We start from the raw sequence: 22,744 nt of genomic DNA, 5'->3' as shown, positions 1-22,744 counted from the left end.
CGAGCCTCTTGATCCGCCCATCGAGGAGACCGCGCAGGAATGGCCGAAACCTCATTACCGAAACGCCGGTCAGCAGGCGCGCCGCCCCGCGCCCCTGCCTCGCCCCTCCTGCGCCTCTTGCGCCGCAGCGAGAGCGCGCGCGGGTATCTGATGATGTCGCCCACGCTCTTGATCATGACCTTTGGTATCGTGGTGCCGTTTTTCATCCTGCTGGTGATCAGCCTCTGGACCCGTCAGGGTTTTGGGTTTGACACGACCCTCACGCTCGCCAACTACGGCCGAAGCTGGACCGAGCCGATTTATGGCGCGCTGATGCTGCGGTCCTTCTGGATTTCCGGCGTGGCGACGGTGGCCACGGTGCTGCTGTGTTATCCGATGGCCTATTACGTCGCCTTTCACGTCCACAGAAACAAGATGATGTGGATCATCCTGATGACCCTGCCATTCTGGACCAGCTATCTCTTGCGGGTTTTCGCGTGGAAGGTGATCCTTGGGTATGAGGGCGTGATCAACTCCGGGCTGATGTCGGCGGGATTGATCGACGCGCCGCTCGGTTTCCTGCTTTATAGCCCCACGGCGGTGATCATCACGCTGGCGCATGCCTGGGCCGCCTTTGCCATCCTGCCTCTCTATGTGTCGCTGGAAAAGATCGACAAATCGCTGCTCGAGGCTGCGACGGATCTGGGTGACGGACCGATGGCGCGATTTTTCCGCGTCACGCTGCCGCTCTCGATGCCGGGGGTGATCGCGGCCTCGTTCCTGATCTTCATCCCCACCACCGGCGATTACATCACCCCCGCGCTCTTGGGCGGGCCGGATGGGGCGATGATCGGCAATCTCATCCAGCTGCAATTCGGCGCGGTCAACAATTGGCCGATGGGGGCCACGCTGTCGATTGTGCTGATGCTCTGGATTGCGGCACTGGCGCTGGTGTTTCTGCTCGTCACGCGCAAGGTGCAGGGGCGCATCACATGAGCAGCTATATCAAACGCCCCAACCGGGCGCTGCAACTCTACGCGGTGATCTTTTTGATCGTGCTCTATGTGCCGGTGCTCTTTATCCCGCTCTTCAGCTTCAACGATTCCATCTACGTCCGCTTTCCGCTGCAGGGCTTTACCGTAAAATGGTATGGCGAACTCTGGACGCGCGAGCCGGTGTGGAATGCGCTCTGGAACAGCGTCAAGGTGGGGCTGGTGGTCTCGGTCATCTCGACCGTTCTGGGGGTGATGGCGGCGCGCTCGATCACCCGCACCCGGATCAGGGGCAAGGGGGCGCTCGTCACCTTCATCATGATGCCGCTGGTCATTCCCGGCATCATCTTTGGCGTGGCGCTTCTGGTGCTGCTCAGCCGGATGGGCGTGCCGCTCTCGCTGTATACGGTGGGTCTGGGACATCTCATCATCTGCCTGCCCTTTGCCGTGGCCACGCTGTTGCCGCGCTTTGAAGGGTTCGATCCCTCGATCGAAGAGGCCTCGGCCGATCTGGGGGAAAACGGCTGGTGGACCTTCTGGCGGGTGACCTTTCCGATGGTCATGCCGGGGATCGTGGCCAGCCTCTTGTTGACCTTCACCATCTCGTTTGACGAATTCATCATGGCGTTCTTTCTGACCGGCACCGATCCGACCCTGCCGATGTATATCTGGGGGCAATTGCGCTTTCCCAAGGAATTCCCCTCGGTGCTGGCCATGGCCGCGCTGATCCTGTTCGTCTCGTTCGCACTGGTTTTTGTCGCGCAATGGGTCGGGCGCAAGGGGCTGGAGGATCAAGAATGAAGGGCACCTCAGAGATGGCATCCGCCGACCGGTTCATATCCATCCGCAAAGTCAGCAAATCCTTTGGTGCCTTTCAGGCCATCGACGATGTCTCCATGGATATCCGGCAGGGCGAGTTTTTTTCCCTCCTCGGGGCCTCGGGCTGTGGCAAGACCACGCTTTTGCGAATGCTGGCGGGGTTCGAATCCACCTCGAAGGGCGAGATTTTCATCGACGACCAACCGATGTCGGATGTGCCGCCGCATCACCGCCCGGTCAATATGGTGTTCCAGAGCTATGCGATCTTTCCGCATCTCAACGTGCGCGACAATATCGCCTATGGCCTGCGCAAACAGAAATTGTCCGCCGCCCGTCGTGCGGAAATGGTCGAGGACATGCTCGATCTGATCAAGCTGCCGGGCTATGGCAATCGCAAGGCCAACGAGCTCTCGGGCGGTCAACGCCAACGCATCGCCTTGGCGCGCGCGCTCATTCTGCGGCCCAAGGTGCTCTTGCTCGACGAACCCTTGGGCGCGCTCGACAAGCAGTTGCGCGAGCAGATGCAGCTTGAATTGCGCGCCTTGCAGCGGCAGGTCGGCATCACCTTTGTCTTTGTCACCCACGATCAGGAAGAGGCGTTGACCCTCTCGGACCGGATCGCGGTCATGGCGGGGGGCAAGGTGTTGCAGGTGGATACGCCCGCAGGCCTCTACGAGACGCCCAAGACGCGCGACGTCGCCAGCTTCATCGGCAATATGAACTTCTTTCGTGGCACGGTGCGGCGCAATGGCTCTGCCATGGCGGCCATAGAGGCCGAGGGGCTGGGCACCATCCCGATGTCGACGGCTGAGCTCACCAAGCCCGATGGCGCGCCGGTGCAGATTGGCCTCAGACCCGAGAAATTCAGCCTCTCACCGACCCGACCGGACACCGGCCTCGCAATTGAAGGAGCGTTGCGCACCGCGTCCTATATGGGCGAGCGCAGCCAGTATTACCTGAGCATCCCCGGCAAGGACGAGCCGGTCGCGGTGTCTTCGCCGAACACGCATCGCCTGATCGGTGCGCAGGACGCACCCGAGGGCCAAACGCTCTGGCTCTCGTGGTCGCCCGAGGCCATCGTCATTCTCGAGACCGATTGATCAAAGGAGAGGGGCAGGCCGCAGGACGGACGTGACCCCGACACGCTCATGCAAAGGACCGCCCCCCCGCTCTCGCCTGACACAGGCAAGCCCCGCCGCACCGAACCCAAACAGGTCCGGCGCAGACAATTGATCGAGGCGACCATCGATTCCATTGCGAAATACGGGATCGCGGGCACCACCATGTCGACTGTCACGGACATTGCCGGTCTCTCCATCGGGCTGGTCAATTTTCATTTCCAAAGCAAGCAGAACCTGCTCGAGGAAACCTTGAAATTTCTGGCGCGCGAACACCATGACCATTGGCGCCGCGCCTATGAGGATGCGGGGCTGAGCGCGCGCGACAAACTTCTGGCGATTGTCGACTCGCATTTCCATTCCAAGATCTGCACGCGTCGGAAACTGGCTGTCTGGTATGCGTTCTTTGGCGAGGCGGGGCGGCGCACGGTCTATCGCGCGTTGGTGGATGCCATCGACGACGAACGCTTTGCCCTGTCGCTAGGGCTATGCCAGCAGATCACAGACGAGGGCGGATATCCTGGCCATCCGGTCACGACCATCGCCCGCACCCTTGAAGGGCTCTATGACGGGCTCTGGCTCAATATCCTGATGTATCCCGAGACCTTTGACCGGGATGCGGCGCGGGCCAACGTGCATGCCTATCTGGCCCTCGCCTTTCCCCGCCATTTCGAGCTGCCGCAGCAAGAGACAGCGGGACGGCTGGTTCAAATGGAGCGCCGCAGATGAGCAGAAACCCAAGCCACGACATCCTGTTCGAGCCGGTCCGCATCGGTCCTGTGACCGCGCCCAACCGCTTCTATCAAGTGCCGCATTGCACCGGCATGGGCTGGATGCGCCCGCGCACTCTTGCGGCCATGCGCGGGGTCAAGGCCGAGGGCGGCTGGGGCGTGGTCTGCACCGAATACAATTCCATCCACCCGACGTCGGATGACATGCCTCACCCGTCCGCCTCGCTCTGGGACGACAGCGACGTGCGCGCCCACGCCCTGATGACCGAGGCGGTGCATGCACATGGCGCGCTGGCAGGGGCGGAGCTCTGGTATGGCGGGGCGCGCACGCCCAACATGATGACCCGCCTGCCGCCGATGGATCTGGCCTCCGTGCCCAATCTGGCCGGACACCCCTATCAGACCCGCGCCATGGACAAGGACGACATCCGGCAATTCCGCCATTGGCACAAACGCGCCGCGCTGCGCGCCCGCGACGCAGGCTTTGACATCGTTTATGTCTATGCCACCCATGGCTATCTGATCTCGAATTTCCTCAACCCGCGCATGAATACGCGGGGCGATGAATATGGCGGCAGCCTTGAAAACCGGGTGCGTCTGGTGCGCGAGTTGATCGCCGAGACCAAAGACGCGGTCGGCGACCGCTGCGCCGTGGCGGTGCGGTTTTCGGCGGATGAAGAGGTGGATCGCGACGGGCACCCGGTCTGGCGAGAGCGGCGCGACATGTTCGCGATGCTGGCCGAACTGCCGGACCTCTGGGATATCAACATCGCCGATTATTCGCTGGAAATGGGTGTCTCGCGCTTCGTCAAGGAGGGCGCGCTGGAGCCCTATATGACATGGGTGAAATCGGTCACGACCAAGCCGGTTGTCACCGTGGGCCGCTTTACCTCGCCCGATACGATGGCCAGTCAGATCAAGCGCGGCATCGTGGATTTCATCGGCGCGGCGCGACCTTCGATTGCCGATCCGTTCTTGCCGCGCAAGATTGCGGAGGGCCGGCTGTCAGCGATCCGCGAATGTATCGGCTGCAATATCTGCTATTCCGGCGACAGTCTTGGCGTGCCCATTCGCTGCACGCAAAACCCGACGATGGGCGAGGAATGGCGGCGCGGCTGGCATCCCGAACGCATCGCGCCAAGCGGAAGCGCCGCGCATGTGCTGATCGTCGGCGCTGGTCCGGCGGGGCTGGAGGCGGCGCGCGCCTTGGGCGCACGCGGCTACCGTGTGACGCTGGCCGAGGCCACGCGCGATCTGGGCGGGCGCGTTCTGCGCGAGGCCAGCTTGCCAAGTCTGCGCGAATATATTCGCGTGCGCGACTACCGCGAGCAAGCCTTGCGCGACATGCCCAATGTCGAGATTTTCCGCGAAAGCCGCCTGACCGCGCAGGACGTGCTCGACGTCGGCGCGGATCACGTCGCCATCGCCACCGGCGCGCATTGGCGCAAGGACGTGTTCGACGGCGAGGTGTTTCAGTCCGTGGCCGAGGGCGCGGCAGAGGCGCATATCCTCACGCCCGACGATATCATGGCCGGTCGCCTGCCGGATGGGCCGACCGTGGTCTATGATGGCGACGGCTATTACATGGGCGGCGTCGTGGCCGAGCGTCTGCGCGCGGCGGGGCTCGACGTGACCCTCGCCACGCCCGACGACAGCCTGTCGCGCTGGGCGGGCAATACCGCCGAACGCTGGCGAGTACGGAGCCATCTGCAAGGCCTTGGCGTCCGGTTTGAGCCTGCGCGCGAGATTGCGGGGTTTGACGGTCGCGCGATCGTCCTGCCCTGCGCCTATGGCGGGGCGGCGTTGACCTTGCCTGCCACCCATCTCGTGATGGTCAGCGCGCGGCGTCCCGAGGATGGGCTCTACCAAGATCTGCGCGCCTTGGCCGACCCGCTCCCCTTTACCCTCACACGGATCGGCGATTGCGAGGCCCCGGCGATCATCGCAGCGGCGGTCCATGCCGGGCACCGCTATGCGCAGGAGCTGGACGCCCCGGTTGATCCCGATCTGCCGATGAAACACGACCGGATCGACGTGGGCGCGCCCGGCGGTGCCGCCTGGACGACAGGAGAACAGCCGATATGACCCGACCGGACCAAACCTATCTTGCCAAGCTCTTGCTCTATTACGAGGAGGAAATCGAGGGCGAGGCCTATTTCGACGCACTCGCCCGCCGCTTTCCCGACCCCGCGCAGCACAAGCGCCTGATGCTCTTGGCCGAGGTCGAACGCCACGCGGCCCGAGGCGTCGCACCGCTCATCGCGCACTATGATCTTACCCCCCGGTCGGTCGAGAGCCTGACCATGAGCGGCCACGAACAGGCGCGCCGCGCGCCGGGCACATGGGCGGGGCTTCTGGACGAGATGAACCGCACATACCCCGCCTATCTCGCGGCGTTTGAGGCGCTTGAGGCGATGGGGCCAGAGGCGGATCAAACCCGCCTGCGGTTCTTGACCGAGCATGAGGTCGCCGCACTCGACTATCTCGCGCTGGAAAACGCAGGCGCGGCGCAGTCCTACGCGCCGCTCGTTCGCTATCTCGCCTCGGCCCCCGTGCCCGCATGAGGGTCGGCGTCCTGTTCGCAGTTTTGCTCTGCGGCGCCTCCGGTCTCAGTGCTCAGGAGGCCGCCGTCGCGCCGCTGACGGAGTGTGACACCTGTCAGGCCCGCCACCGGGGGCTTCAGTCGCTTCAGGCGGCGCGGGCTGGTGCGGCGCGGGCGGGTGCGGCGCGTCCATCGGCAGACCGGGCCATCACACCACCGGCCACGCGCCCGCCACTGACAGTGCCGCGCGTCGGCTCTGATTTGACCGCGCCCGACTCCGGCATGGGCCGCGCCTCAGGCCCGCGCCGATGATCGGCCACTCCGCAAGACAGGGCGCAGAGCGGGGCCATGATCGGTGGCTAGGGTCTCAACTGGCGAGCTTGAAATATTTCGCGCCCCGCGTCATCAACTCCGCATGTTGTCCTGCCTCGACCAGCCTGCCATCCTCGATCACCGCGATATGATCGGCATGTTCGATCGTGCTCAGCCGGTGGGCGATCACCAGCGTCGTGCGCCCCTCTGACAGACGCGCCAAGGCCGCCTGCACCTCGCGTTCCGTCCCCCGGTCAAGCGCCGATGTCGCCTCGTCCAAGAGCAGGATCGGCGGATTGCGCAGGAACACCCGTGCAATCGCCACCCGCTGCCGCTGCCCGCCCGAGAGCATGACACCCCGCTCACCGACCAGCGTCTCTAGGCCGTCGGGCAGGCTCTCGACCAGCGGCCCAAGCTGCGCCTCGGCCACAGCCGTGCGAATATCCGCTTCGGTCGCGTCCAGACGGCCATAGGCGATATTCTCGCGCAGCGTGCCACCGAACAGGAACACATCCTGCGACACCAGCCCGATCTGCGCCCGCAGCGACGCCAGCGTCATGTCGCGGAGCGGCACGCCGTCGATCCTGATCTCGCCGCCTGTCGGCTCGTAGAACCGTGGCACAAGAGCCATCAGCGTGGATTTACCCGCCCCTGAGGGACCGACCAAGGCCACGGTCTGACCGGGCAACACCCGCAACGACACGCCGCACAAGGCCGGGCGGTGGCCATCATAGCTGAATTCTACAGTGTCAAAAACGATCTCGCCCTTCAGCTTCGGCGCGGCGACGGCCCCCGGTGTATCGACGATATCCGGCGCGTCCCCGATCAGGTCCAGATAGCGCCGAAACCCGGCAATGCCGCGCGGATAGACCTCAAGCACCGCCGCGATCTTTTCCAGCGGGCGAAAAAACACCCCCACCAAGAGCAGGAAACCGACAAAGGCCCCGGTCGTCAGCGTGCCCTCGAACACATAGGCCGCACCAGCCACCATCACCACCACCTGCACCAGCCGCAGCCCCATATATTGCAGCGCGGTGAGGGCGGCCATGATCCGGTAGGCCTCGAGCTTGGTCTTGCGGTAGCGCCCGTTGTCCCCGGCAAAGAGCGTGGCCTCATGGGGCTCGTTGGTAAAGGCCTGCACCACCCGAATCCCGCCAATCGCCTCTTCCAGCCGGACGTTGAATGCTCCGACCCGGCCATAAATCTCTTGCCAGGCTCGCGTCATCCGCCCGCCATAGACCGCCACCAGCCAGACCATCGCCGGCACAATCGCTAGGGTGATGACCGCCAGCGGCGGATGCAGCCAGAGCATCAGGGCAAAGGCCCCGGCAAAGGTCATGATCGCGATAAAGAGATCCTCTGGACCGTGATGCGCGACTTCGCCGATTTCTTCGAGATCGCGGGTTACACGCGCCACCAGCTTGCCGGTTTCGGCGCGGTCGAACCATCCCCAACTCATCCGCGTGAGATGTGCAAAGGCGCGTGCGCGCAGTTCCGTCTCGATATTGATACCCAGCTTGTGCCCCCAATACATCACCACCGTCATGAGCCCGGTATTGACGACATAGACCGCAATGAGACCACAGGCGGCGAGGACCGTCAGCGTCCAGTCGCCCTGTGGCAACAAATGGTCGATGAACCCGGCAATCGCCAGAGGAAAGGCCAGCTCCAACAGTCCCGACAGCACGGCGCAGCCGAAGTCGAGCCAGAAAAGGGCCATGTGAGGGCGGTAGTATTCGGCGAATTGGCGTAGCATCCGGGCGGGTTCTCCGTATTGGTCGGGTTCAGTCGGGCAGCGCCACAGGCGTACCATCGGCGCGGGTCAGAACCTCCATCCCGGTGCCGTAAACGCGGTGCAGCATGCCGCGGGTCATCAGCGCGTCGGGCGGACCCTCATAGGCCAGACGCCCACCGCGCAGGGCAACGATATGGTCACAGAACCGCGCCGCCATGTTGAGATCATGCAGGACGAGGATCACCGTGCGATCCTGCCTGTGACTGAGGCGTTGCACAAGGCGCAGAACCTCGATCTGATGGGTGATGTCGAGCGCCGAAATCGGCTCGTCGAGCAGCAAGACGCCCGCCTCCTGTGCAATCAGCATCGCAAGCCATGCACGCTGCGCCTCGCCCCCCGATAGGGTCGCCACCCGCCGGTCGGCCAGTGACCCCAGCGCGCAGGCCACCAGAGCGGCCTCGATCGCGGCGTGATCGGCGGGTCCCGGTCGCCCGAGCGCCCCGTGCCAGGGATAGCGCCCAAGTGCCGCCAACTCACGCACCAGCAGTCCCTCGGCGGGCGGTAGATGCTGCGGCAGATAGGCCAGACGCCGCGCAAACGCGCGGTTCGGCCACGTGGTCAAGGGTTTGCCATCCAGCCGGATATGACCCGCCGTGGCCTTGATCTGCCGCGCCAAAAGTTTCAGGAGCGTCGACTTGCCCGATCCGTTATGGCCGATCAGCCCGATCACCCGACCCGCAGGCAGGCGCAGGGTGACATCCTCCAGCAACCGGCGGGCAGGGACCGCATAGGACAGGTGGTCAATCTCGAATGCGTCCGTCATGCGGGTCTCCTTACCATCAACCAGATCAGCCAGGGCGTGCCCAAGAGCGAGGCAAAGAGACCAAGCGGCAGATCATAGGGAAAGCTCGCCATGCGCGCCCCGAAATCGGCGGCCAGCATCAGAATCGCCCCGATCAACACGCTGCCCGCAACATGATCGACCGCCCGCGCCAATCCAATCCGCCGCGCCAGATGCGGCGCCATCAGCCCGACAAAGCTCAGCGGCCCGACCAGGACCGTCGCGGCCCCCGTTGCCAGTCCCGCGACCAGCACGATCAGCCCCGAGGTCCGGCGCACCGGCACGCCCAATCCCTGCGCCACAGCCCCGCCGAGCGGCAGGATCGAGAGCCAGCGCCCCATCGCCACCGCCACCGCAAAAAGCACCAGCAGGATAGTACACAAGAGCGCCGCGCCCAGCGGTCCAAGAGTGGCGGCCGAGCCACTCAGCCACGCCAGAATGGCAAAGGATTTCGCCGTTCCCGCCGCCATCAGCGTTGACAGCACGGCCGCCGCCAGCGCCGAAACCGCGATGCCTGCCAAGAGCACCCGTTCGGGCCGCATCTCGTGCCCCAGAGCGACGCCCGCCAGAACCACAAGGGCCAGCGACCCCCCCGCTGCCGCCCCGCCGGTGAGCCCAAGAGCCGAGGGTGCCGCCGTGGCAAAGAGCACCGCCGCATAGCCCATCGCTGCACCGCCAGAGACACCCAGCACTTCTGGCGAGGCCAGAGGATTGGCCGTCAGCCGTTGCAAGAGCGCACCGGCCAAGGCCAGCAACCCACCCGCCGCCGCTGCCCCCATAAGGCGCGGCAAACGGTTGGGCAGAAACATCGCCAGCGTTTCGGCGTCAAGCAGCGCCCAGCCCCCCGGCACACGCCCGACCAGCGCCAGCACCGTCAAGGCCCCGCAGCTCAGTCCCAGCAGCGCCCAGAGCAACAGGCTCGGCCGCCTCAGACGGCGCGGTATGTCTTCGCTTGCAGGTGGCGGTGTGCCGCGCAATCGCGGCAAAAGCCATAGCAGGAGCGGCCCACCGATCAGCCCGGTGATCGCCCCGGTCGGAAACATCTCGCCCCCGGCCTGCGCTGCCATCAGCACCAGCCCGTCACACAATGACAGCAGCAGCGCCCCGGCAAGGGGCGCATGGATCAGGATCTGCGCCGGGCTGCGCGCGCCCAGACCCCGCGCGAGTGCCGGAGCCGCAAGCCCGACAAAGGCGACAAGCCCCACCGTTGCCGACACGCTCGCCGCGAGCACGGTCGCCAGCAGCACGGCCAAGACGCGCAGCCGTCCGACATTGAGCCCCAGCGCCCGTGCGCCTGTCTCCTCGATCCGCATCACCTCCAGCGGGCGCAGGATCAACGCCGCCGCACCGCCAGCCGCTGTCAGAACTAGCGCCAGCGTGCCAACCGGGGTCCAGCCGGTCTGCACCAGCGATCCCCCCGTCCAGACCACCAGTGAAAACAGGTATTGCCCCTGTGCCAGTGTCATCGCCGCCGCAAGGCTCGAGGCAAAGAGCCCGACCAGCATGCCCGCGATCACCATGGTCACGGGATGAAAATTCCGCGCGGCACCAATCCCCATCACCAGCGCCGCCGCCACCGCCGCTCCGGCCAGAGCCACCGGCCACCGGCCAAATCCGAGCAGCTCCGGCATCAGGACCGTCGCAGCGATCAGCGCCAGTTGCGCTCCCGACGACAGGCCCAGCGTCGAGGGATCGGCAATGGGATTGCGAAGCACAAGTTGCAAGAGCGCCCCCGACAACCCGAGGGCCGCCCCGGCAACCAAGGCGATCAACCCGCGCGGCATATGCCCATAGGCCAGCAGAATTGCATCGAGCCCCAATACCTCGGCATCATAGGGTGGCAGAGGCCAGCCACCGGTCGGAAGCACGGGTGCGGCCAAGACCCAGAGCGTCAGGGACAGCGCCAAGGCCACCCCATAGCAGAGCGCCGCGCGCGCGGTCATCCGGCCTGCTCCGCCGTGGCAGCGGTGGTCATCAACCGCGCGAACCGCAGCCCGGCCGGGACGCCGCCAAAGGGGTTGATCTCGCCCAACATCGACACCCGACCATTGGCCACCGGCCCCAACCGGTTCCACAGAACCGAACGCGCCAGCGCCCGCCGTGCCACAATAGGGATATCTGACACCAGCACGATTCGCGCCTCGGGTCGCTCTGCCAACCGCTCGAGGGGCAAGGGTGCGGCAAAGGCAAAGCGCGTGCTGCGCGACCACGCGTTTTCCAGCCCCAGCCGTTCGAGGACCGCGCCAAACATGCTGTCTGCGCCAAAGGCCCGGACATGCCGCGCATCGCCGATCTCGATGATATAGACCGGTCGATCCCGCCACAGGGTCAGTCGACGCGCATGCGCGGCCAGTTCCGCCTCTGTCTCTGCGGCGACGCGTGCGGCCACATGCGGCAGGTCGAGCCGGTCCGCCAGCGCGTGCAACGCCGCCAGCGCCTTGGGCCAAGGCGACTCGCCGGGGATGTAAAAGGGCAGGCTCATCACCTCTGCAATCGACCCAAGACGCGGTGCGATTCCTGTGTAATAGGGCGACGACAGAATGAGTTCGGGTCGGGTGAGCTGCAACAGTTCGAAATTCGGCGATCCGCGCAGCCCCAGATCGACGGTTTGCGCCGGAATCTCGGGCCGGACCGCATCGGCGCGGTAGCGGATCAACTCGCAGGCCGCGACCGGGACCACGCCCAGCGCCATAGCGGTCTCGAGCATCGCCCAGTCGATGGCCGCGAGGCGGGGACCGCCCGCCTGTGCGGGCAGTCCCCAGAGCGCGATCATCCCTCCGAGAAAGGCGCGGCGTCCGATCCGTGCCGCGTCTACCACTTGTAGGTCAAACGCGCCTGCACCGTTCGACCATCCCCGTAGAAACACCCGAACCCGCCGCAATTCGCGACATAGACCTCGTCGGTCAGATTGGTGACATTGACCGAAAAATGCGTGTTCTCGGTGATTTCATACGCCGCGCGCAGATCGAGCAGTGTCACGTCCTCGGACTTGAAGAGATTGGCCGCGTCCCCGAACCGTTCGCCGATATAGCGCACGCCACCGCCCAGTTGCAGCCCGTCGAGCGCCGAGGTGTTGGCGAATTCATAGCTTACCCAAAGGCTTGCGTTATGCTGCGGCGCATTGGGTAGATCGTTGCCGGGATTGTCGCCACGGCGCTGCTCGGCCTCGTTATAGGTATAGGCGCCGCGCAGGCTCCAGCCATTCTCGAGATCGACCGTTCCTTCAATCTCCAACCCTTGCGAGCGGACGGTGCCGATCTGCCGGATGCCGGTGATGCCGCCTTCGGTGACGGTGGTGCTCAGATTGGTCTGTTCCAGATCGAAGAGGGCGATACTGAAGAACCCGTTGAACCCGAGCGGCTGATATTTCACCCCGACTTCCCATTGCTTGCCTTCGGTTGGATCAAGCGTGTTGCCGGCGATATCCACCCCGATTTCAGGATCGAACGAGGTGGCATAGCTCAGGTAGGGCGCAACACCCTGATCCGTGACATAGGACAGACCCAACCGATAGGTGGTGGCCTCGTCGCTCTGATCGACCGGAGATGCGCCAGCGAAATTGGTAAAGGTGGTGCCGCTCTGGTCTGCCCAGTCATGCCGCAGCGCCAGCGAGCCGCGCCAATTGCCAAGGCTCATCTCGTCCTGCGCATAGATACCCATCTGCTCCAGCTCCAGATCATTGCTCTGGATAAACCACGGCGCGGTCAGATTGGCCCCGTTGTAGACCGGGGTGTCAAAGCTGATCGGGTCGGCGAACATGAACTCCGTGCTGTCCTCGATATCGTAATGCCGCAGATCGACACCAACGAGCAGATCATGCGTCACCGCCCCGGTCTGCGCCGAACCGGTGATGCGGGTGTCGAGATTGAGCGTCGTGCTGTCCTCGACCTGATTGATGCCGCCGCGCGTGATCGTGTCACCGTCCGGCACCGCGTTATCGACATAGAACCCGCTGTAATCCCAATCGAACTTCTGGTAACGGAATCCTGCGTCGAGCGCCCAGTCATTGCTGAACTCATGGCGCAACTCAAACCCGAGGTTGAGTGTCTCGCGGTCGCTGCGGTCATCATTGGGATCACCGGCATAGAATTCGCGCAGATCCTTGCCCTGTTCGGTCAGGGTCAGATCAAACGGCACCCCGGCGGGCGTGATCGGATCGTCCTTTTGCCAAGAGCCCAGAAATTGCAGCACCGTCGCATCGGTGACATCCCAGCGTGTGGCCAGGCCAAGATATTTGCGCGTGGTCTCGAGCTCCGCGATATCTTCCTGACTGTCCCGAACCACCGTGGTCAACCGCGCCGAGAACTTGTCCGAAAAGACATGGTTGAAATCGACAAAGCCTTCCGTCGCCTTGGGGTCACCGACGCCGACACCCACTTCGCCAAAGCTGAGCCGTTGCGCGCGTTTTTGGACCTGATTGATGATCCCGCCCGGATTTCCCGACCCGTAGAGCACCGAGGACGGGCCGCGCAGCACTTCGATCCGCTCCAGCGAATAGATCTCAAAGGAGGGCGCGCCGAAATCGCGCAGGATCCGCAACCCGTTGAGATATTGCGCATTGTTGGCGCTGAACCCCCGGATCGACGGGCTGTCGAACCGCGGATCGGTGCCAAAGGGCTGCGCCAGAACGCCAGCGGTAAAGCCCAGCGTATCGCCCAGCGTCGTCGCCCCCTGATCCTCGATCTGCTCGCCGGTGATCACCGACACCGATTGCTGCGTCTCAAGAATCGGCGTGCCGGTTTTGGTGGCAGTTTGCGCCGTGGTGGCGACATAACCCGGCACCGGGGCCGACGGATCATAGCCGCTCTCCAGGTCAAGCTCGCCCAGATACATCAGGTCAGCGGTGGATTGGGCCGCAGCGGCAGAGGCCAGCACCAAGAGGCTCGCGCTGGCCAGCAAAGAAAGGCGGACGGTCTGTTTCATATCGGTTTCCATGTCATATATTTTCCGACTCTTTAACTCAGGATATGACTTGTCGCTTGAACCAGACCTCCGGGCTTTGAACGAGTCCCGCCCAATCTTGCCCGCCGCCACGCACCGGGCGTCTGCCCATGCACCGCCCCAAAGGCGCGCGTGAGATGCGCCTGATCGGCAAACCCGGTCGCGGCGGCGATCTCGGCCAGTCCCAGCGCGGGATCCGCCATCAACTCGGTCGCGCGGGCGATGCGGGTCTGCATCAGCCAGCGTTGCGGCGTTGTGTTGAGGCTCTGCTTGAAGGCCCGCGCGAACCAACTCTCCGAGAGACCCGCAACCTCTGCCAGATCCGGCACCGTCATCCGCCGATGCAGATTGTCCCGCGTGAACTGATCCAGTCGCCGGATCATATGGGGGGAGAGACCGCCGCGCCCCATGGGATCGGCAGGCACGGCCTCCAACCCCAGAACCTCGGCCAGAATGGCGGTCACCAACCCGTCCAGCATCAGATCAGAGCGCTGTGGGCTGTCGACCTCTTGCGCGATGATCTCGGCCATGGACCGCACGCGGCCATATCCCGCCCCCTCCGCAGGCAAGAGATGCAGCGCCTCGGTCCGCGCTTCCGAGGCCACGGGGCACAGCCGGTGCAACAGCGGCCCCGGTTCCAGATGCAGGTCGAGATGGGCAAAATCCTGTGTGTGCCGCAGGTCGCTCCAGAGCGGTTGCCCCCCCGGCACATAGAACGCTCCAACACCTGCGCACCATGCGGCATCCGCTTGCGCACGCAGACGCATTGCCGCGGCCCCCCCCTCAAGAAAGACCACCAGCCGGGGGTAGGGGGACAGGTAATAGCCACCGCCCCCCGCCGCACCGCGCACATGCCAGACATCGGCAATCACCCCCGGCCACCGCCGCCACGCCAAGGGGCGCAGCGTTTCGATGGCGCGTGTTTCGGCGGTGATGCGGGGCATAAAGCTCATGACGGGGCGATCCGGGGCTAGGGCGGTCCAAGGGAGGAACGAAAGGGGCCTGGCCCACCTGCCGTGAGGTGTCTCGCTGAGCATCTCTGGCTCTGTCGCATTCCACAGCCGGGGTCAAGGCGGTGCCGGGACGGAAAAGATAAAATGTTGACAAATTACATCAGGTATTGGATCACAAAGGCGAAAATGACCCCGGAGACACGATGACCCAAACCGCTCAGGCCCGTTTGCCTATGGCTGGCCCCCAAGCCACACGGCTCTTTGAAGACATGGCGCGGGCGGTCAATCTGCCAGCGATTCGCATCGGCGAGGGGCTGCGCCTGCCCTTCGGTGACTCCCTGATCACCGTGGTGCCGCAGCCGGATGAGACCCTCATAGACCTGCGCGCCGAGACCCCCGCCGCCTTGCAATCGCTCCGGGATTTTCTCGCGGAACAGGCTGCACAGGGCGCGTTCTCCCTTGCCTGGGACGCTGCCCCCTCCGGGGCGCATCCCGCCAATTTTGCCCTGGGTCGGGTCTGTGAGATGCGGCGTCTGTCGCCGTCCTATCGCCGTTTGATTGTCGAGGGGCCAGACCTTGGGCGCTTTGCCGGAGGTGGTCATCACCTGCGCCTTCTGTTCGGTCCCGAGGGCGCAGGGTGGCCCAGGCTTGACGTGCAGGGCGTCACGCAATGGCCCGGCGGTCTGACGGCGTGGCACCGCCCCGTCTACACGATCCGGCGCATCCTCCATGGCACCGGACAGGCGGCGCGGCTTGAGATCGACATCTTCCTGCACGCAGGCGGGCGCACCACCGGCTGGACCGAGCGCGTCACACCCGGCACCATCCTTGGTCTGACCGGTCCCGGCGGCGCCGGGGCCCCCAGCGCGGGATGGCGTGGCCTTGTCGGCGACGAAACCGCCCTGCCGGTGATCGCCCGGATACTGGCTGAGGCCCCGGACGACACTCGAGGGAGCGCCACACTCTTCGTGCCCGAGCGGGGGGATATCCGTCCGCTTGCCCATCCGGCAGGACTTGTCGTGACATGGGTGCTGCGCGGGGGTCAGACCGGCCCGCTTGACGCGCTGCGCGCGCTCGCGCCGCCGCCCGACGACGGCCATGTCTTTTTCGCCGCCGAACGCACCGAGGCGACAGAGGCGCGCCTTTGGTTGACGTCTCAAGGGTTTGACCGGTCCAGCTTCACAGCGGCCGGCTATTGGACGAAAGAGACGATCTGCTAAAGCGGTGACGTTTGGCTCTTTTGTTTGATACCAGTGGTTTAGAATCCGCAGCTTGAGACCTGTCACGCCATCGCAACGCACCGCACCCCGGCAGCGGGCAGATGTCCCAAAGCCCGGATGATAAACTTGACTCTTTTACTTATTCTGCCATAACACATGCCGACCATCGGACCGATCCGATCCGATCTTACTCGTCACACCGTGCCAGCCCAGCGCCAGCCATGCGGTTTACACGCCCTCCGAAACGGGGGCGAAAGGAGCCTGACATGACTGCGCCGCATCGCGCCATTCCCTGCCTCGCGGCTGTCCTCTGTGCCGCCAGCCTCACGCTAGCCACGCCCAGTGCGGCGCAAGACGCCAGCCCGTCCCCCCAGCTTGACCTCGCACTCAATGCCGTGACCCCGACCGAGGCGGGGGGCTGTCGGCTCAGCTTTGTCATTCGCAACGATCTGGGGGCGGCGATTGAGAAACTGGAGGCCGAAGCGGTGCTTTTTGATGCCGAGGGGCAGGTGGCCACGCTGACACTCTTTGACTTTGGCACCCTGCCTGCGGGGCGTCCCCGCGTGCGGCAATTCGATCTGGCGGGGCAAACTTGTGAGAACATCGGACAGGTGTTGATCAACGGGATCGGCACCTGTGAAGGGGCTGGGATTGCGCCCGGTGCCTGCCTCGACGCGCTGCGCCTCTCGACCCAGACCACGATCGAGGTGACAGGATGAACGGAACCGAGACAATGCTTGACCGCCTGCATGGGTTGATCGAGATGGGTGGGCCGGTGATTGCCATCATCGGTGTGATGTCCGTGGCGACACTGGCGGTTGTCCTCTACAAGATCTGGCAGTTCCGCGCCTCTGGCGTAGGGCGGCATCTGGCACTGCGCGCCGCTGTCGCCGAATGGGACCAAGGCCAAAGCACGGCTGCGCGCCGCACCTTGGAGGGGTCGCGCAGCTATCTGGCCCCGGTGATCGCGCGCGCCTTCGCGACCGACGGGGCCAGCGACAGCGCCGCCGTCCGGCGGCTGGAGGCCGAGGCCGACGCGCGGTTTTCCCGGCTCGAACGCGGGTTTCGCTTTCTCGACACGGTGGCGCAGGTGGCGCCGCTGCTTGGTCTCTTCGGCACAGTTCTGGGCATGATCGAGGCGTTTCAGGCGCTGCAATCGGCGGGCTCTCAAGTGGACCCGTCGCTGTTGGCTGGCGGCATCTGGGTGGCACTGCTGACTACCGCCGCAGGGCTTGCCGTAGCGATGCCCGCCTCTGTGGTGCTGTCGTGGTTCGAATCGCGCATGGCCGAAGAACGCGCGCTGGCCGATCACGCGCTCAGCGTCGTGCTTGGCCCTGACAACCGCGTGGTGCGCGGCTCGCCCCCGCTGGGTCAGGCGGTGCCCCAAGGTGCGTAGCCCCCCCTTTCACCGGCGCAAGCTGTCGCTCACCTCGCTGATTGACGTGATCTTTCTGCTTCTCTTGTTCTTCATGCTGTCCTCGACCTTCTCGCAATTTTCCGAAGTGGATTTGGCGACGGCTGGGGCAGGCCGCCCTGCGACATCCGAAACACCGCCGATCTTTGTGCAACTCAGCGCAGGCGGCCTGCGCGTCAATGCCAGAGAGGTGACGCTGGAGACCCTGCGCGACACTCTGACCCCGCTGATGCCAGAGGGCCGCGCCCGCGCGCTGATCAGCACCGGGGGGGATGTCACGGCGCAAAGGTTGACCGATCTTCTCTTGGCATTGCGGGGGGTCGCTGGCCTCTCGGCTCAGGTCTTGACCCCGTCATGACGCGCCCCATCCCCCGCTCTCGCCGCGAGCCGACGATTGCTCTGATCAACATCGTTTTCCTGATGCTGATCTTCTTCATGGCGGCCGCGACACTGGCACCGCCGCTCGACGGCGATCTGCGGTTGGTGCACACGGCGGACCTCGAGGGGCGTGCACCGCCTGATGCTTTGGTGATCCACGCCGATGGTCATCTCACCTATCGCGGGGCGACGCTGGCCGACGCCGCCGCCTATGTGCGGGCTGCGTACCCAACCGGGGGGGAAACTGTACAGGCTGTACGCATTGTCCCCGACGCGGAATTGCCAGCCCAAGATCTGATCCGGATTGGTGAGGCCCTGCGCAGGGCCGGGGCCACGCGGGTGGTGATGATCACGGAACGGGGGCTCGAATGATCCGCACGTCACGCAGCATTCTATTTCTGTCGATGGCCACAGCCGTTACACTGCACGGGCTGGGCGCATGGTATGTCGAGGCCAGTGCCGAGATCGAGACAGAGGGCGGCGCAGGCGCGTCCGAGGTGGTTTTGGGCAGCAGCTTTGCCGATATGGTGGCAGGCAGCGCCCAGCCTGCTACAGCCACCAAGGCCACGCCCATCCGGCAAACCGCACAGGCGGCAAAACCCGCAGAGCCAGACCAGGCTCAGGCCGTTCCGGCACCGGAACGCCCATCGTCATCTCCCGACGTTTCACAGGCGACCGAGGCCGCTTTGCCCGACCTTCGGGTCAAGCCCAGCGAGATCACAGAGCCGGCTCTGCCTGCAGATACGTCGCAAGCACTTGCTCAATCCGCGCCGCAAGAGGTTCTCAAGGCTGAACCTGAGCCTGAGACCGGCCTGCAGATCTCGCGTCGGCCAGAGGCGCGCCCGCGTGAGGTTGAAGAGGAGGCAGCAGAGATGGCTGCCCGCCAAGCCCCTGAACCTGAAAAGAAAAATGAGACACGCAAACGATCCGGGAATACGGCGACCCAAGATGCCAGCCGGGGCAGCATCACGGGGCGAGAGACCGCAACTGCCGCCCGCGCGGGGCGGGACACAACGTCTCAAAGCTCCGCGCAGGGCAACGCTGCCGCCAGCAACTATCCCGGACAGGTCATGCGGCACCTTGCGCGGGTGCCGCGCCCGCGCGCTGACACGCGCGGCCAGGCGCTCGTGCAATTCTCCATCGCCGAGGGTGGGCGGTTGGCCTCGGTGAGTCTCGCTCGCTCGTCAGGCTCTACCCGGCTGGATCGCGCCGCGCTTACGGTCGTGCAACGCGCTGCGCCATTTCCGGCACCGCCCCAAGGCGCGCAACGCAGCTTCTCCGTCCAGATCAAAGGTCACGGCGTCAATTAGAGACTGCGGCAGCTCTTGGAGTGTGCGGGGATATGCAGCAGCGCGTGGCGTTGTCCGCGCCGCATCTAGTCCCAGCAACTGACCAGCACGGTCATGTCGCCTGCACGGTCCGTCAGCGCCTCGGGCGATATCCGGTCCAGCGCTGAGGTGGTGCGTGGGGTGATGCCACCACGGGTCAGCACCTCTTGCAGCGCGCCATTGGTGGCCGAAAAGCTGACGTCATCCGGCAAAGACCGCCCATCCTGTGCGTGGGCCAGTAACATGCCCAACACCGCGCCGCCGACATCAAGCACGGGGCCACCAGCATCGCCGTCCAGCGCGGCGAGCGCGAGGCGTTTGAGGTGCGGTTCACCGTTCAGCCCCTGCAATTCCGAGAGTTGCCCAAAGGTAAGCGTCGGCGCCCCCAGAAGGCCACCATAGGAATACCCTGCAACCGCCACATCACTCAGCAAACGCGGTGTGGATTCCTGAAAGGTCGCAATACGCAGCGGGGCAAGGGCCATCCGCGGACGCAAGATGGCCACCCCAAGGGCTGCATCGGACAAGACAACATCGGCCTCGTAGCTCTCGTCGATTGTGATCCGTCCACAGCTCTCGACCGCCTCGGCGGTGGTCAATACGGCACCGCCCGCATCAACGTAAAAACCAGAACGCGACTGCTTCGGCTTGCGGATTTCCAACCCGGAGATCAGGTCGATGTCCTGCGCGCCAGCGCCCTCGGTGGGATCGAGTGTGCCGGGAAGCCAAGTAAAGCTGTCCTGCATTCGGCCCACAAGACGGGTGCGGCGGGCCTCGTCCCCGGCAGGCCAGATCAGGGTGAACCCTTTGATCTCTCCGTCCCGCAGCCAGACCCGCGTTTGCGAAATCTTCTGCGTCCCCTCGCCGATCAGCGTGAAGCTATCCCCCTCCAGGCTGCGCAGACCCGTTTCTGGCACAATTTCAAGGGTTTGCATGATGTCGTAGAGCCCCGCCAGGGTGCCGCGATCGCCCTCTTGGCTGATCAGCAGAACCCGGGCCTCGATCTCACCCACGGCGTTGAAATGCGCGAAGGGCGGCTCGTAACGCTCGAATGTAACGACCGTAGTGGGCAATTCCATGGCAATGCCGGTGGCATTGTCGCGCAGGATCTCAAGACCTAGCCCATCAAACACCGCATTGTATTGGCGCAGCAATTCGGCGCGCTGCCGGGTGGTGAGAATGCCTGTTGTGTCAAAGCCGTTCTGTGTCTGCCAGCGCGCCATCGCGGCGCGGGTGCCTTGTCCAAAGGCCGCATCAATCGCGCCGTCATAGACACCGGCCCACGCCATCGCCACTTGTACATCAGCACGCTCGTCACGGGTGAGACGGCTCTCGCTCGCGCGGGCCTCAGACGGGGTCTCATCCGCAGGCGCTGGTGTGGGGACAGGTTCCGGCGCAGAGTCCAGCGATACAACAGGCGGGCTATCGGGAATGGGGACTGCGGGCACGGTCGGTTGCGCGAGCAGGTTCGCGCCAATCGGCCAGAATTGTTGCTGATAATCGCGGCTCTCCGCGATGTAGCTGTCGCGCGCGATCACGCCCTCTGCCCGGTAGACCTGTAATACGCGCTCGGCCTCGTCGCGCCGGTAGGGGCCAAGTGCTATCGCATACCAGCCGCGACCGAGTGAAAACCCGTTCACATCGGCCAGTGTCGCTGCATAGCGGCGGGTTGCGATTTGTGCTTCGTTGAGGCTCGGCTGGGCCTCAATCTGGACCCAGACCACGTCCTCCTGTGCCTGTACTGCGGGAGCGGCCATGAATACCGCAAAGATGAACCCCAGAAAAAAACGCACCATCAGCTTCCCTAAATCGTGACATGTTGCGGTCATTAAGACCTTTTGGGCGTTTTAACAAAATTGCCGGGCGATGCACTCGAAATATTTGGACCGGGCCGAGGCGTGTTGCGCGTCAAACGTCCGATTGACCCCGCCCCGCACCCGGCCTAGGTAGGGGCGGCAAATCAGGGGCAGCATTGGGGTCAGGCATGAGCGACACCACCGAAAAACCGCGCAGCTTTCAGGAGATTATCCTGCGGCTTCAGGCCTATTGGGCCGCTCAGGGCTGTGCCATGATGCAGCCCTATGATATGGAAGTGGGGGCGGGCACCTTTCACCCTGCGACCACGCTGCGCTCCTTGGGGTCGAAACCTTGGACCGCGGCCTATGTGCAGCCCTCGCGCCGCCCCACCGATGGGCGCTATGGCGAGAACCCTAACCGCTTGCAGCATTATTATCAGTATCAGGTGCTGATCAAACCCAGCCCACCCAATTTGCAGGATCTTTATCTTGGCAGCCTGCGCGCCATCGGCATTGACATGGCGCTGCATGACATCCGCTTTGTCGAGGATGACTGGGAAAGCCCCACGCTGGGCGCTTGGGGGCTTGGCTGGGAGGTCTGGTGCGACGGCATGGAAGTGTCGCAGTTCACCTATTTTCAGCAGGTCGGCGGGCATGATTGCGCGCCGGTGTCGGGCGAATTGACCTATGGTCTCGAGCGTCTCGCGATGTATGTGCTGGGCATTGATCACGTGATGGACATGCCCTTCAACGATCCCGCCGCCCCCATTCCGCTGAAGTATGGCGATGTCTTTCGCCAGACCGAAGAAGAATACAGCCGCTGGAATTTCGACGTCGCCAACACCGACGTGCTCCTGCGCCACTTTGAAGAGGCGGAGGCCGAATGTCAGGCGATCCTCGCGCAAGAGGCCGTGGACCCCAAGACCGGCAAACGCATCATCATGGCGCATCCCGCCTATGACCAATGCATCAAGGCCAGCCATCTCTTCAACCTGCTTGACGCGCGCGGTGTCATCTCTGTGACCGAGAGGCAGGCCTATATCGGGCGGGTGCGCGCGCTGGCCAAGCAATGCGCCGATGCGTTCGTGCAGACAAACGCAGGGGGGCAGGCGGCATAATGGGCAAGATACTGGCGGGGGCGATCTTGATCACGGCATTGGTGGCCGGTGCGGCCATGTATTATCTCCAAGTCTATCACTTCTACGAAGAGGTCGCGGCGGATGGCACCAACGATGTGGTCCTGACCTCCTTGGTCACGGGCGCGCCCGAACCGGTGCTCTATGAGAATTTCACCGCCATCGACGCCAGCAGCAGCCCGATCCGCTACCGCGCCTGTTTCACCACCGCGATGAGCCATGCGATGCTGAGCGAGACCTATGAGATATACGAGCGGGCAGAGCCGCTGACTGCACCTTCATGGTTTGATTGCTACGACGCCCAAGCCATAGGCCAAGCGCTGGAAGAGGGTAGCGCGCTTGCCTTTCTTGGCCAGCGTGACGTGATTTACGGCGTGGACCGCGTGGTCGCTATCACAGAGGACGGGCGCGGCTATGTCTGGCACCAGATCAACCGCTGCGGCGAGGTGGTGTTTGATGGCCAGCCCGCACCCGCCGATTGTCCCGAACCGCCCCAAGGATACTGAACC

22 protein-coding genes are annotated in these 22,744 nt (G+C 64.4%); 14 read left to right on the top strand and 8 right to left on the bottom strand.

Translation table 11 applies throughout. From position 1 onward, the window contains the following. Positions 1-39 precede the first annotated feature (39 nt). Genes ROS217_RS18835 through ROS217_RS18810 form a run of 6 tightly spaced genes read left to right on the top strand, consistent with a single transcriptional unit; the run spans position 40 to position 6,203 of the window. On the top strand, positions 40-975 hold the full coding sequence (locus tag ROS217_RS18835) for an ABC transporter permease (RefSeq protein ID WP_009819392.1): 936 nt from the start codon (positions 40-42) through the stop codon (positions 973-975). Then, on the top strand, positions 972-1,772 hold the full coding sequence (locus tag ROS217_RS18830; RefSeq protein WP_009819391.1) for an ABC transporter permease: 801 nt from the start codon (positions 972-974) through the stop codon (positions 1,770-1,772). The genes ROS217_RS18835 and ROS217_RS18830 overlap by 4 nt, the downstream gene beginning before the upstream one ends. Continuing rightward, the gene (locus ROS217_RS18825) at positions 1,769-2,890 is read left to right on the top strand and encodes an ABC transporter ATP-binding protein (protein ID WP_009819390.1); all 1,122 of its coding nucleotides are present in this window, start codon (positions 1,769-1,771) and stop codon (positions 2,888-2,890) included. The genes ROS217_RS18830 and ROS217_RS18825 overlap by 4 nt, the downstream gene beginning before the upstream one ends. Positions 2,891-2,938: 48 nt before the next feature. After that, positions 2,939-3,637 (top strand): TetR family transcriptional regulator C-terminal domain-containing protein, encoded by a 699-nt coding sequence (locus tag ROS217_RS18820; RefSeq protein ID WP_009819389.1) that lies wholly within the window; start codon positions 2,939-2,941, stop codon positions 3,635-3,637. After that, the gene (locus tag ROS217_RS18815; RefSeq protein ID WP_009819388.1) at positions 3,634-5,724 is read left to right on the top strand and encodes an oxidoreductase; all 2,091 of its coding nucleotides are present in this window, start codon (positions 3,634-3,636) and stop codon (positions 5,722-5,724) included. The genes ROS217_RS18820 and ROS217_RS18815 overlap by 4 nt, the downstream gene beginning before the upstream one ends. Further along, complete coding sequence (locus ROS217_RS18810) at positions 5,721-6,203, top strand: hypothetical protein (RefSeq protein WP_009819387.1); 483 nt, start codon at positions 5,721-5,723, stop codon at positions 6,201-6,203. Before ROS217_RS18815 ends, ROS217_RS18810 begins: the two co-directional genes overlap by 4 nt. Before the next feature lie 124 nt (positions 6,204-6,327). Here the strand turns inward: ROS217_RS18810 and ROS217_RS18805 are convergent, their stop codons facing one another. The 7 genes from ROS217_RS18805 to ROS217_RS18775 are packed head-to-tail and all read right to left on the bottom strand — an operon-like array spanning position 6,328 to position 14,963. Beyond that, positions 6,328-6,531 (bottom strand): hypothetical protein, encoded by a 204-nt coding sequence (locus ROS217_RS18805; protein ID WP_009819386.1) that lies wholly within the window; start codon positions 6,529-6,531, stop codon positions 6,328-6,330. A 17-nt stretch (positions 6,532-6,548) separates the two neighbouring features. Further along, a complete protein-coding gene (locus ROS217_RS18800) occupies positions 6,549-8,249 on the bottom strand; it encodes an ABC transporter ATP-binding protein (RefSeq protein ID WP_040650759.1) in 1,701 nt (566 codons plus the stop codon). Between the two features lie 28 nt (positions 8,250-8,277). Beyond that, the gene (locus ROS217_RS18795; RefSeq protein ID WP_009819384.1) at positions 8,278-9,051 is read right to left on the bottom strand and encodes an ABC transporter ATP-binding protein; all 774 of its coding nucleotides are present in this window, start codon (positions 9,049-9,051) and stop codon (positions 8,278-8,280) included. Beyond that, positions 9,048-11,012, bottom strand: a complete 1,965-nt coding sequence (gene fhuB, locus ROS217_RS18790; RefSeq protein WP_009819383.1) for a Fe(3+)-hydroxamate ABC transporter permease FhuB — start codon at positions 11,010-11,012, stop codon at positions 9,048-9,050. Before fhuB ends, ROS217_RS18795 begins: the two co-directional genes overlap by 4 nt. Beyond that, complete coding sequence (locus tag ROS217_RS18785; protein WP_009819382.1) at positions 11,009-11,887, bottom strand: ABC transporter substrate-binding protein; 879 nt, start codon at positions 11,885-11,887, stop codon at positions 11,009-11,011. Before ROS217_RS18785 ends, fhuB begins: the two co-directional genes overlap by 4 nt. Next, positions 11,881-13,992: a TonB-dependent receptor gene (locus ROS217_RS18780; RefSeq protein ID WP_040651729.1), complete on the bottom strand. Its 2,112-nt coding sequence runs from the start codon at positions 13,990-13,992 to the stop codon at positions 11,881-11,883. Before ROS217_RS18780 ends, ROS217_RS18785 begins: the two co-directional genes overlap by 7 nt. Positions 13,993-14,024: 32 nt before the next feature. After that, positions 14,025-14,963: an AraC family transcriptional regulator gene (locus ROS217_RS18775; protein ID WP_009819380.1), complete on the bottom strand. Its 939-nt coding sequence runs from the start codon at positions 14,961-14,963 to the stop codon at positions 14,025-14,027. Between the two features lie 203 nt (positions 14,964-15,166). On the opposite strand from ROS217_RS18775, the gene ROS217_RS18770 reads away from it, so the two are divergent. The 6 genes from ROS217_RS18770 to ROS217_RS18745 all read left to right on the top strand — a co-directional run bounded on the left by ROS217_RS18770 (position 15,167) and on the right by ROS217_RS18745 (position 19,285). Continuing rightward, positions 15,167-16,183, top strand: coding sequence for a siderophore-interacting protein (locus ROS217_RS18770; RefSeq protein WP_009819379.1), 1,017 nt, complete (start codon positions 15,167-15,169; stop codon positions 16,181-16,183). Between the two features lie 266 nt (positions 16,184-16,449). Then, positions 16,450-16,902: a hypothetical protein gene (locus ROS217_RS18765; protein WP_009819378.1), complete on the top strand. Its 453-nt coding sequence runs from the start codon at positions 16,450-16,452 to the stop codon at positions 16,900-16,902. Next, positions 16,899-17,579, top strand: coding sequence for a MotA/TolQ/ExbB proton channel family protein (locus ROS217_RS18760; RefSeq protein WP_009819377.1), 681 nt, complete (start codon positions 16,899-16,901; stop codon positions 17,577-17,579). The genes ROS217_RS18765 and ROS217_RS18760 overlap by 4 nt, the downstream gene beginning before the upstream one ends. Further along, positions 17,572-17,955: an ExbD/TolR family protein gene (locus tag ROS217_RS18755; RefSeq protein ID WP_009819376.1), complete on the top strand. Its 384-nt coding sequence runs from the start codon at positions 17,572-17,574 to the stop codon at positions 17,953-17,955. Before ROS217_RS18760 ends, ROS217_RS18755 begins: the two co-directional genes overlap by 8 nt. Then, complete coding sequence (locus ROS217_RS18750) at positions 17,952-18,347, top strand: ExbD/TolR family protein (RefSeq protein ID WP_009819375.1); 396 nt, start codon at positions 17,952-17,954, stop codon at positions 18,345-18,347. The genes ROS217_RS18755 and ROS217_RS18750 overlap by 4 nt, the downstream gene beginning before the upstream one ends. Further along, positions 18,344-19,285, top strand: a complete 942-nt coding sequence (locus tag ROS217_RS18745) for an energy transducer TonB family protein (RefSeq protein WP_009819374.1) — start codon at positions 18,344-18,346, stop codon at positions 19,283-19,285. Before ROS217_RS18750 ends, ROS217_RS18745 begins: the two co-directional genes overlap by 4 nt. Before the next feature lie 65 nt (positions 19,286-19,350). On the opposite strand, the gene ROS217_RS18740 is transcribed toward ROS217_RS18745, so the two are convergent. Beyond that, positions 19,351-21,099: a serine protease gene (locus ROS217_RS18740; RefSeq protein WP_009819373.1), complete on the bottom strand. Its 1,749-nt coding sequence runs from the start codon at positions 21,097-21,099 to the stop codon at positions 19,351-19,353. A gap of 188 nt (positions 21,100-21,287) precedes the next feature. On the opposite strand from ROS217_RS18740, the gene ROS217_RS18735 reads away from it, so the two are divergent. Both ROS217_RS18735 and ROS217_RS18730 read left to right on the top strand, forming a co-directional pair. Continuing rightward, entirely contained in the window at positions 21,288-22,217 is a 930-nt protein-coding gene (locus ROS217_RS18735) for a glycine--tRNA ligase subunit alpha (RefSeq protein ID WP_009819372.1), read from the top strand. Beyond that, positions 22,217-22,741, top strand: coding sequence for a DUF6446 family protein (locus ROS217_RS18730; protein ID WP_009819371.1), 525 nt, complete (start codon positions 22,217-22,219; stop codon positions 22,739-22,741). Before ROS217_RS18735 ends, ROS217_RS18730 begins: the two co-directional genes overlap by 1 nt. The last annotated feature ends 3 nt before the right edge of the window (positions 22,742-22,744 follow it).

Origin of the sequence: Roseovarius sp. 217, assembly GCF_000152845.1 — a bacterium.
Taxonomy (GTDB): domain Bacteria; phylum Pseudomonadota; class Alphaproteobacteria; order Rhodobacterales; family Rhodobacteraceae; genus Roseovarius.
This window is presented reverse-complemented; position numbering and strand designations above follow the sequence as displayed.

Coding starts and splice junctions, on each gene's coding strand:
- ROS217_RS18835 (WP_009819392.1), top strand. CDS start 40: ATGGCCGAAACCTCATTACCGAAACGCCGGTCAGCAGGCGCGCCGCCC.
- ROS217_RS18830 (WP_009819391.1), top strand. CDS start 972: ATGAGCAGCTATATCAAACGCCCCAACCGGGCGCTGCAACTCTACGCG.
- ROS217_RS18825 (WP_009819390.1), top strand. CDS start 1,769: ATGAAGGGCACCTCAGAGATGGCATCCGCCGACCGGTTCATATCCATC.
- ROS217_RS18820 (WP_009819389.1), top strand. CDS start 2,939: ATGCAAAGGACCGCCCCCCCGCTCTCGCCTGACACAGGCAAGCCCCGC.
- ROS217_RS18815 (WP_009819388.1), top strand. CDS start 3,634: ATGAGCAGAAACCCAAGCCACGACATCCTGTTCGAGCCGGTCCGCATC.
- ROS217_RS18810 (WP_009819387.1), top strand. CDS start 5,721: ATGACCCGACCGGACCAAACCTATCTTGCCAAGCTCTTGCTCTATTAC.
- ROS217_RS18805 (WP_009819386.1), bottom strand. CDS start 6,531: ATGGCCCCGCTCTGCGCCCTGTCTTGCGGAGTGGCCGATCATCGGCGC.
- ROS217_RS18800 (WP_040650759.1), bottom strand. CDS start 8,249: ATGCTACGCCAATTCGCCGAATACTACCGCCCTCACATGGCCCTTTTC.
- ROS217_RS18795 (WP_009819384.1), bottom strand. CDS start 9,051: ATGACGGACGCATTCGAGATTGACCACCTGTCCTATGCGGTCCCTGCC.
- fhuB (WP_009819383.1), bottom strand. CDS start 11,012: ATGACCGCGCGCGCGGCGCTCTGCTATGGGGTGGCCTTGGCGCTGTCC.
- ROS217_RS18780 (WP_040651729.1), bottom strand. CDS start 13,992: ATGAAACAGACCGTCCGCCTTTCTTTGCTGGCCAGCGCGAGCCTCTTG.
- ROS217_RS18775 (WP_009819380.1), bottom strand. CDS start 14,963: ATGAGCTTTATGCCCCGCATCACCGCCGAAACACGCGCCATCGAAACG.
- ROS217_RS18770 (WP_009819379.1), top strand. CDS start 15,167: ATGACCCAAACCGCTCAGGCCCGTTTGCCTATGGCTGGCCCCCAAGCC.
- ROS217_RS18765 (WP_009819378.1), top strand. CDS start 16,450: ATGACTGCGCCGCATCGCGCCATTCCCTGCCTCGCGGCTGTCCTCTGT.
- ROS217_RS18760 (WP_009819377.1), top strand. CDS start 16,899: ATGAACGGAACCGAGACAATGCTTGACCGCCTGCATGGGTTGATCGAG.
- ROS217_RS18750 (WP_009819375.1), top strand. CDS start 17,952: ATGACGCGCCCCATCCCCCGCTCTCGCCGCGAGCCGACGATTGCTCTG.
- ROS217_RS18745 (WP_009819374.1), top strand. CDS start 18,344: ATGATCCGCACGTCACGCAGCATTCTATTTCTGTCGATGGCCACAGCC.
- ROS217_RS18740 (WP_009819373.1), bottom strand. CDS start 21,099: ATGGTGCGTTTTTTTCTGGGGTTCATCTTTGCGGTATTCATGGCCGCT.
- ROS217_RS18735 (WP_009819372.1), top strand. CDS start 21,288: ATGAGCGACACCACCGAAAAACCGCGCAGCTTTCAGGAGATTATCCTG.
- ROS217_RS18730 (WP_009819371.1), top strand. CDS start 22,217: ATGGGCAAGATACTGGCGGGGGCGATCTTGATCACGGCATTGGTGGCC.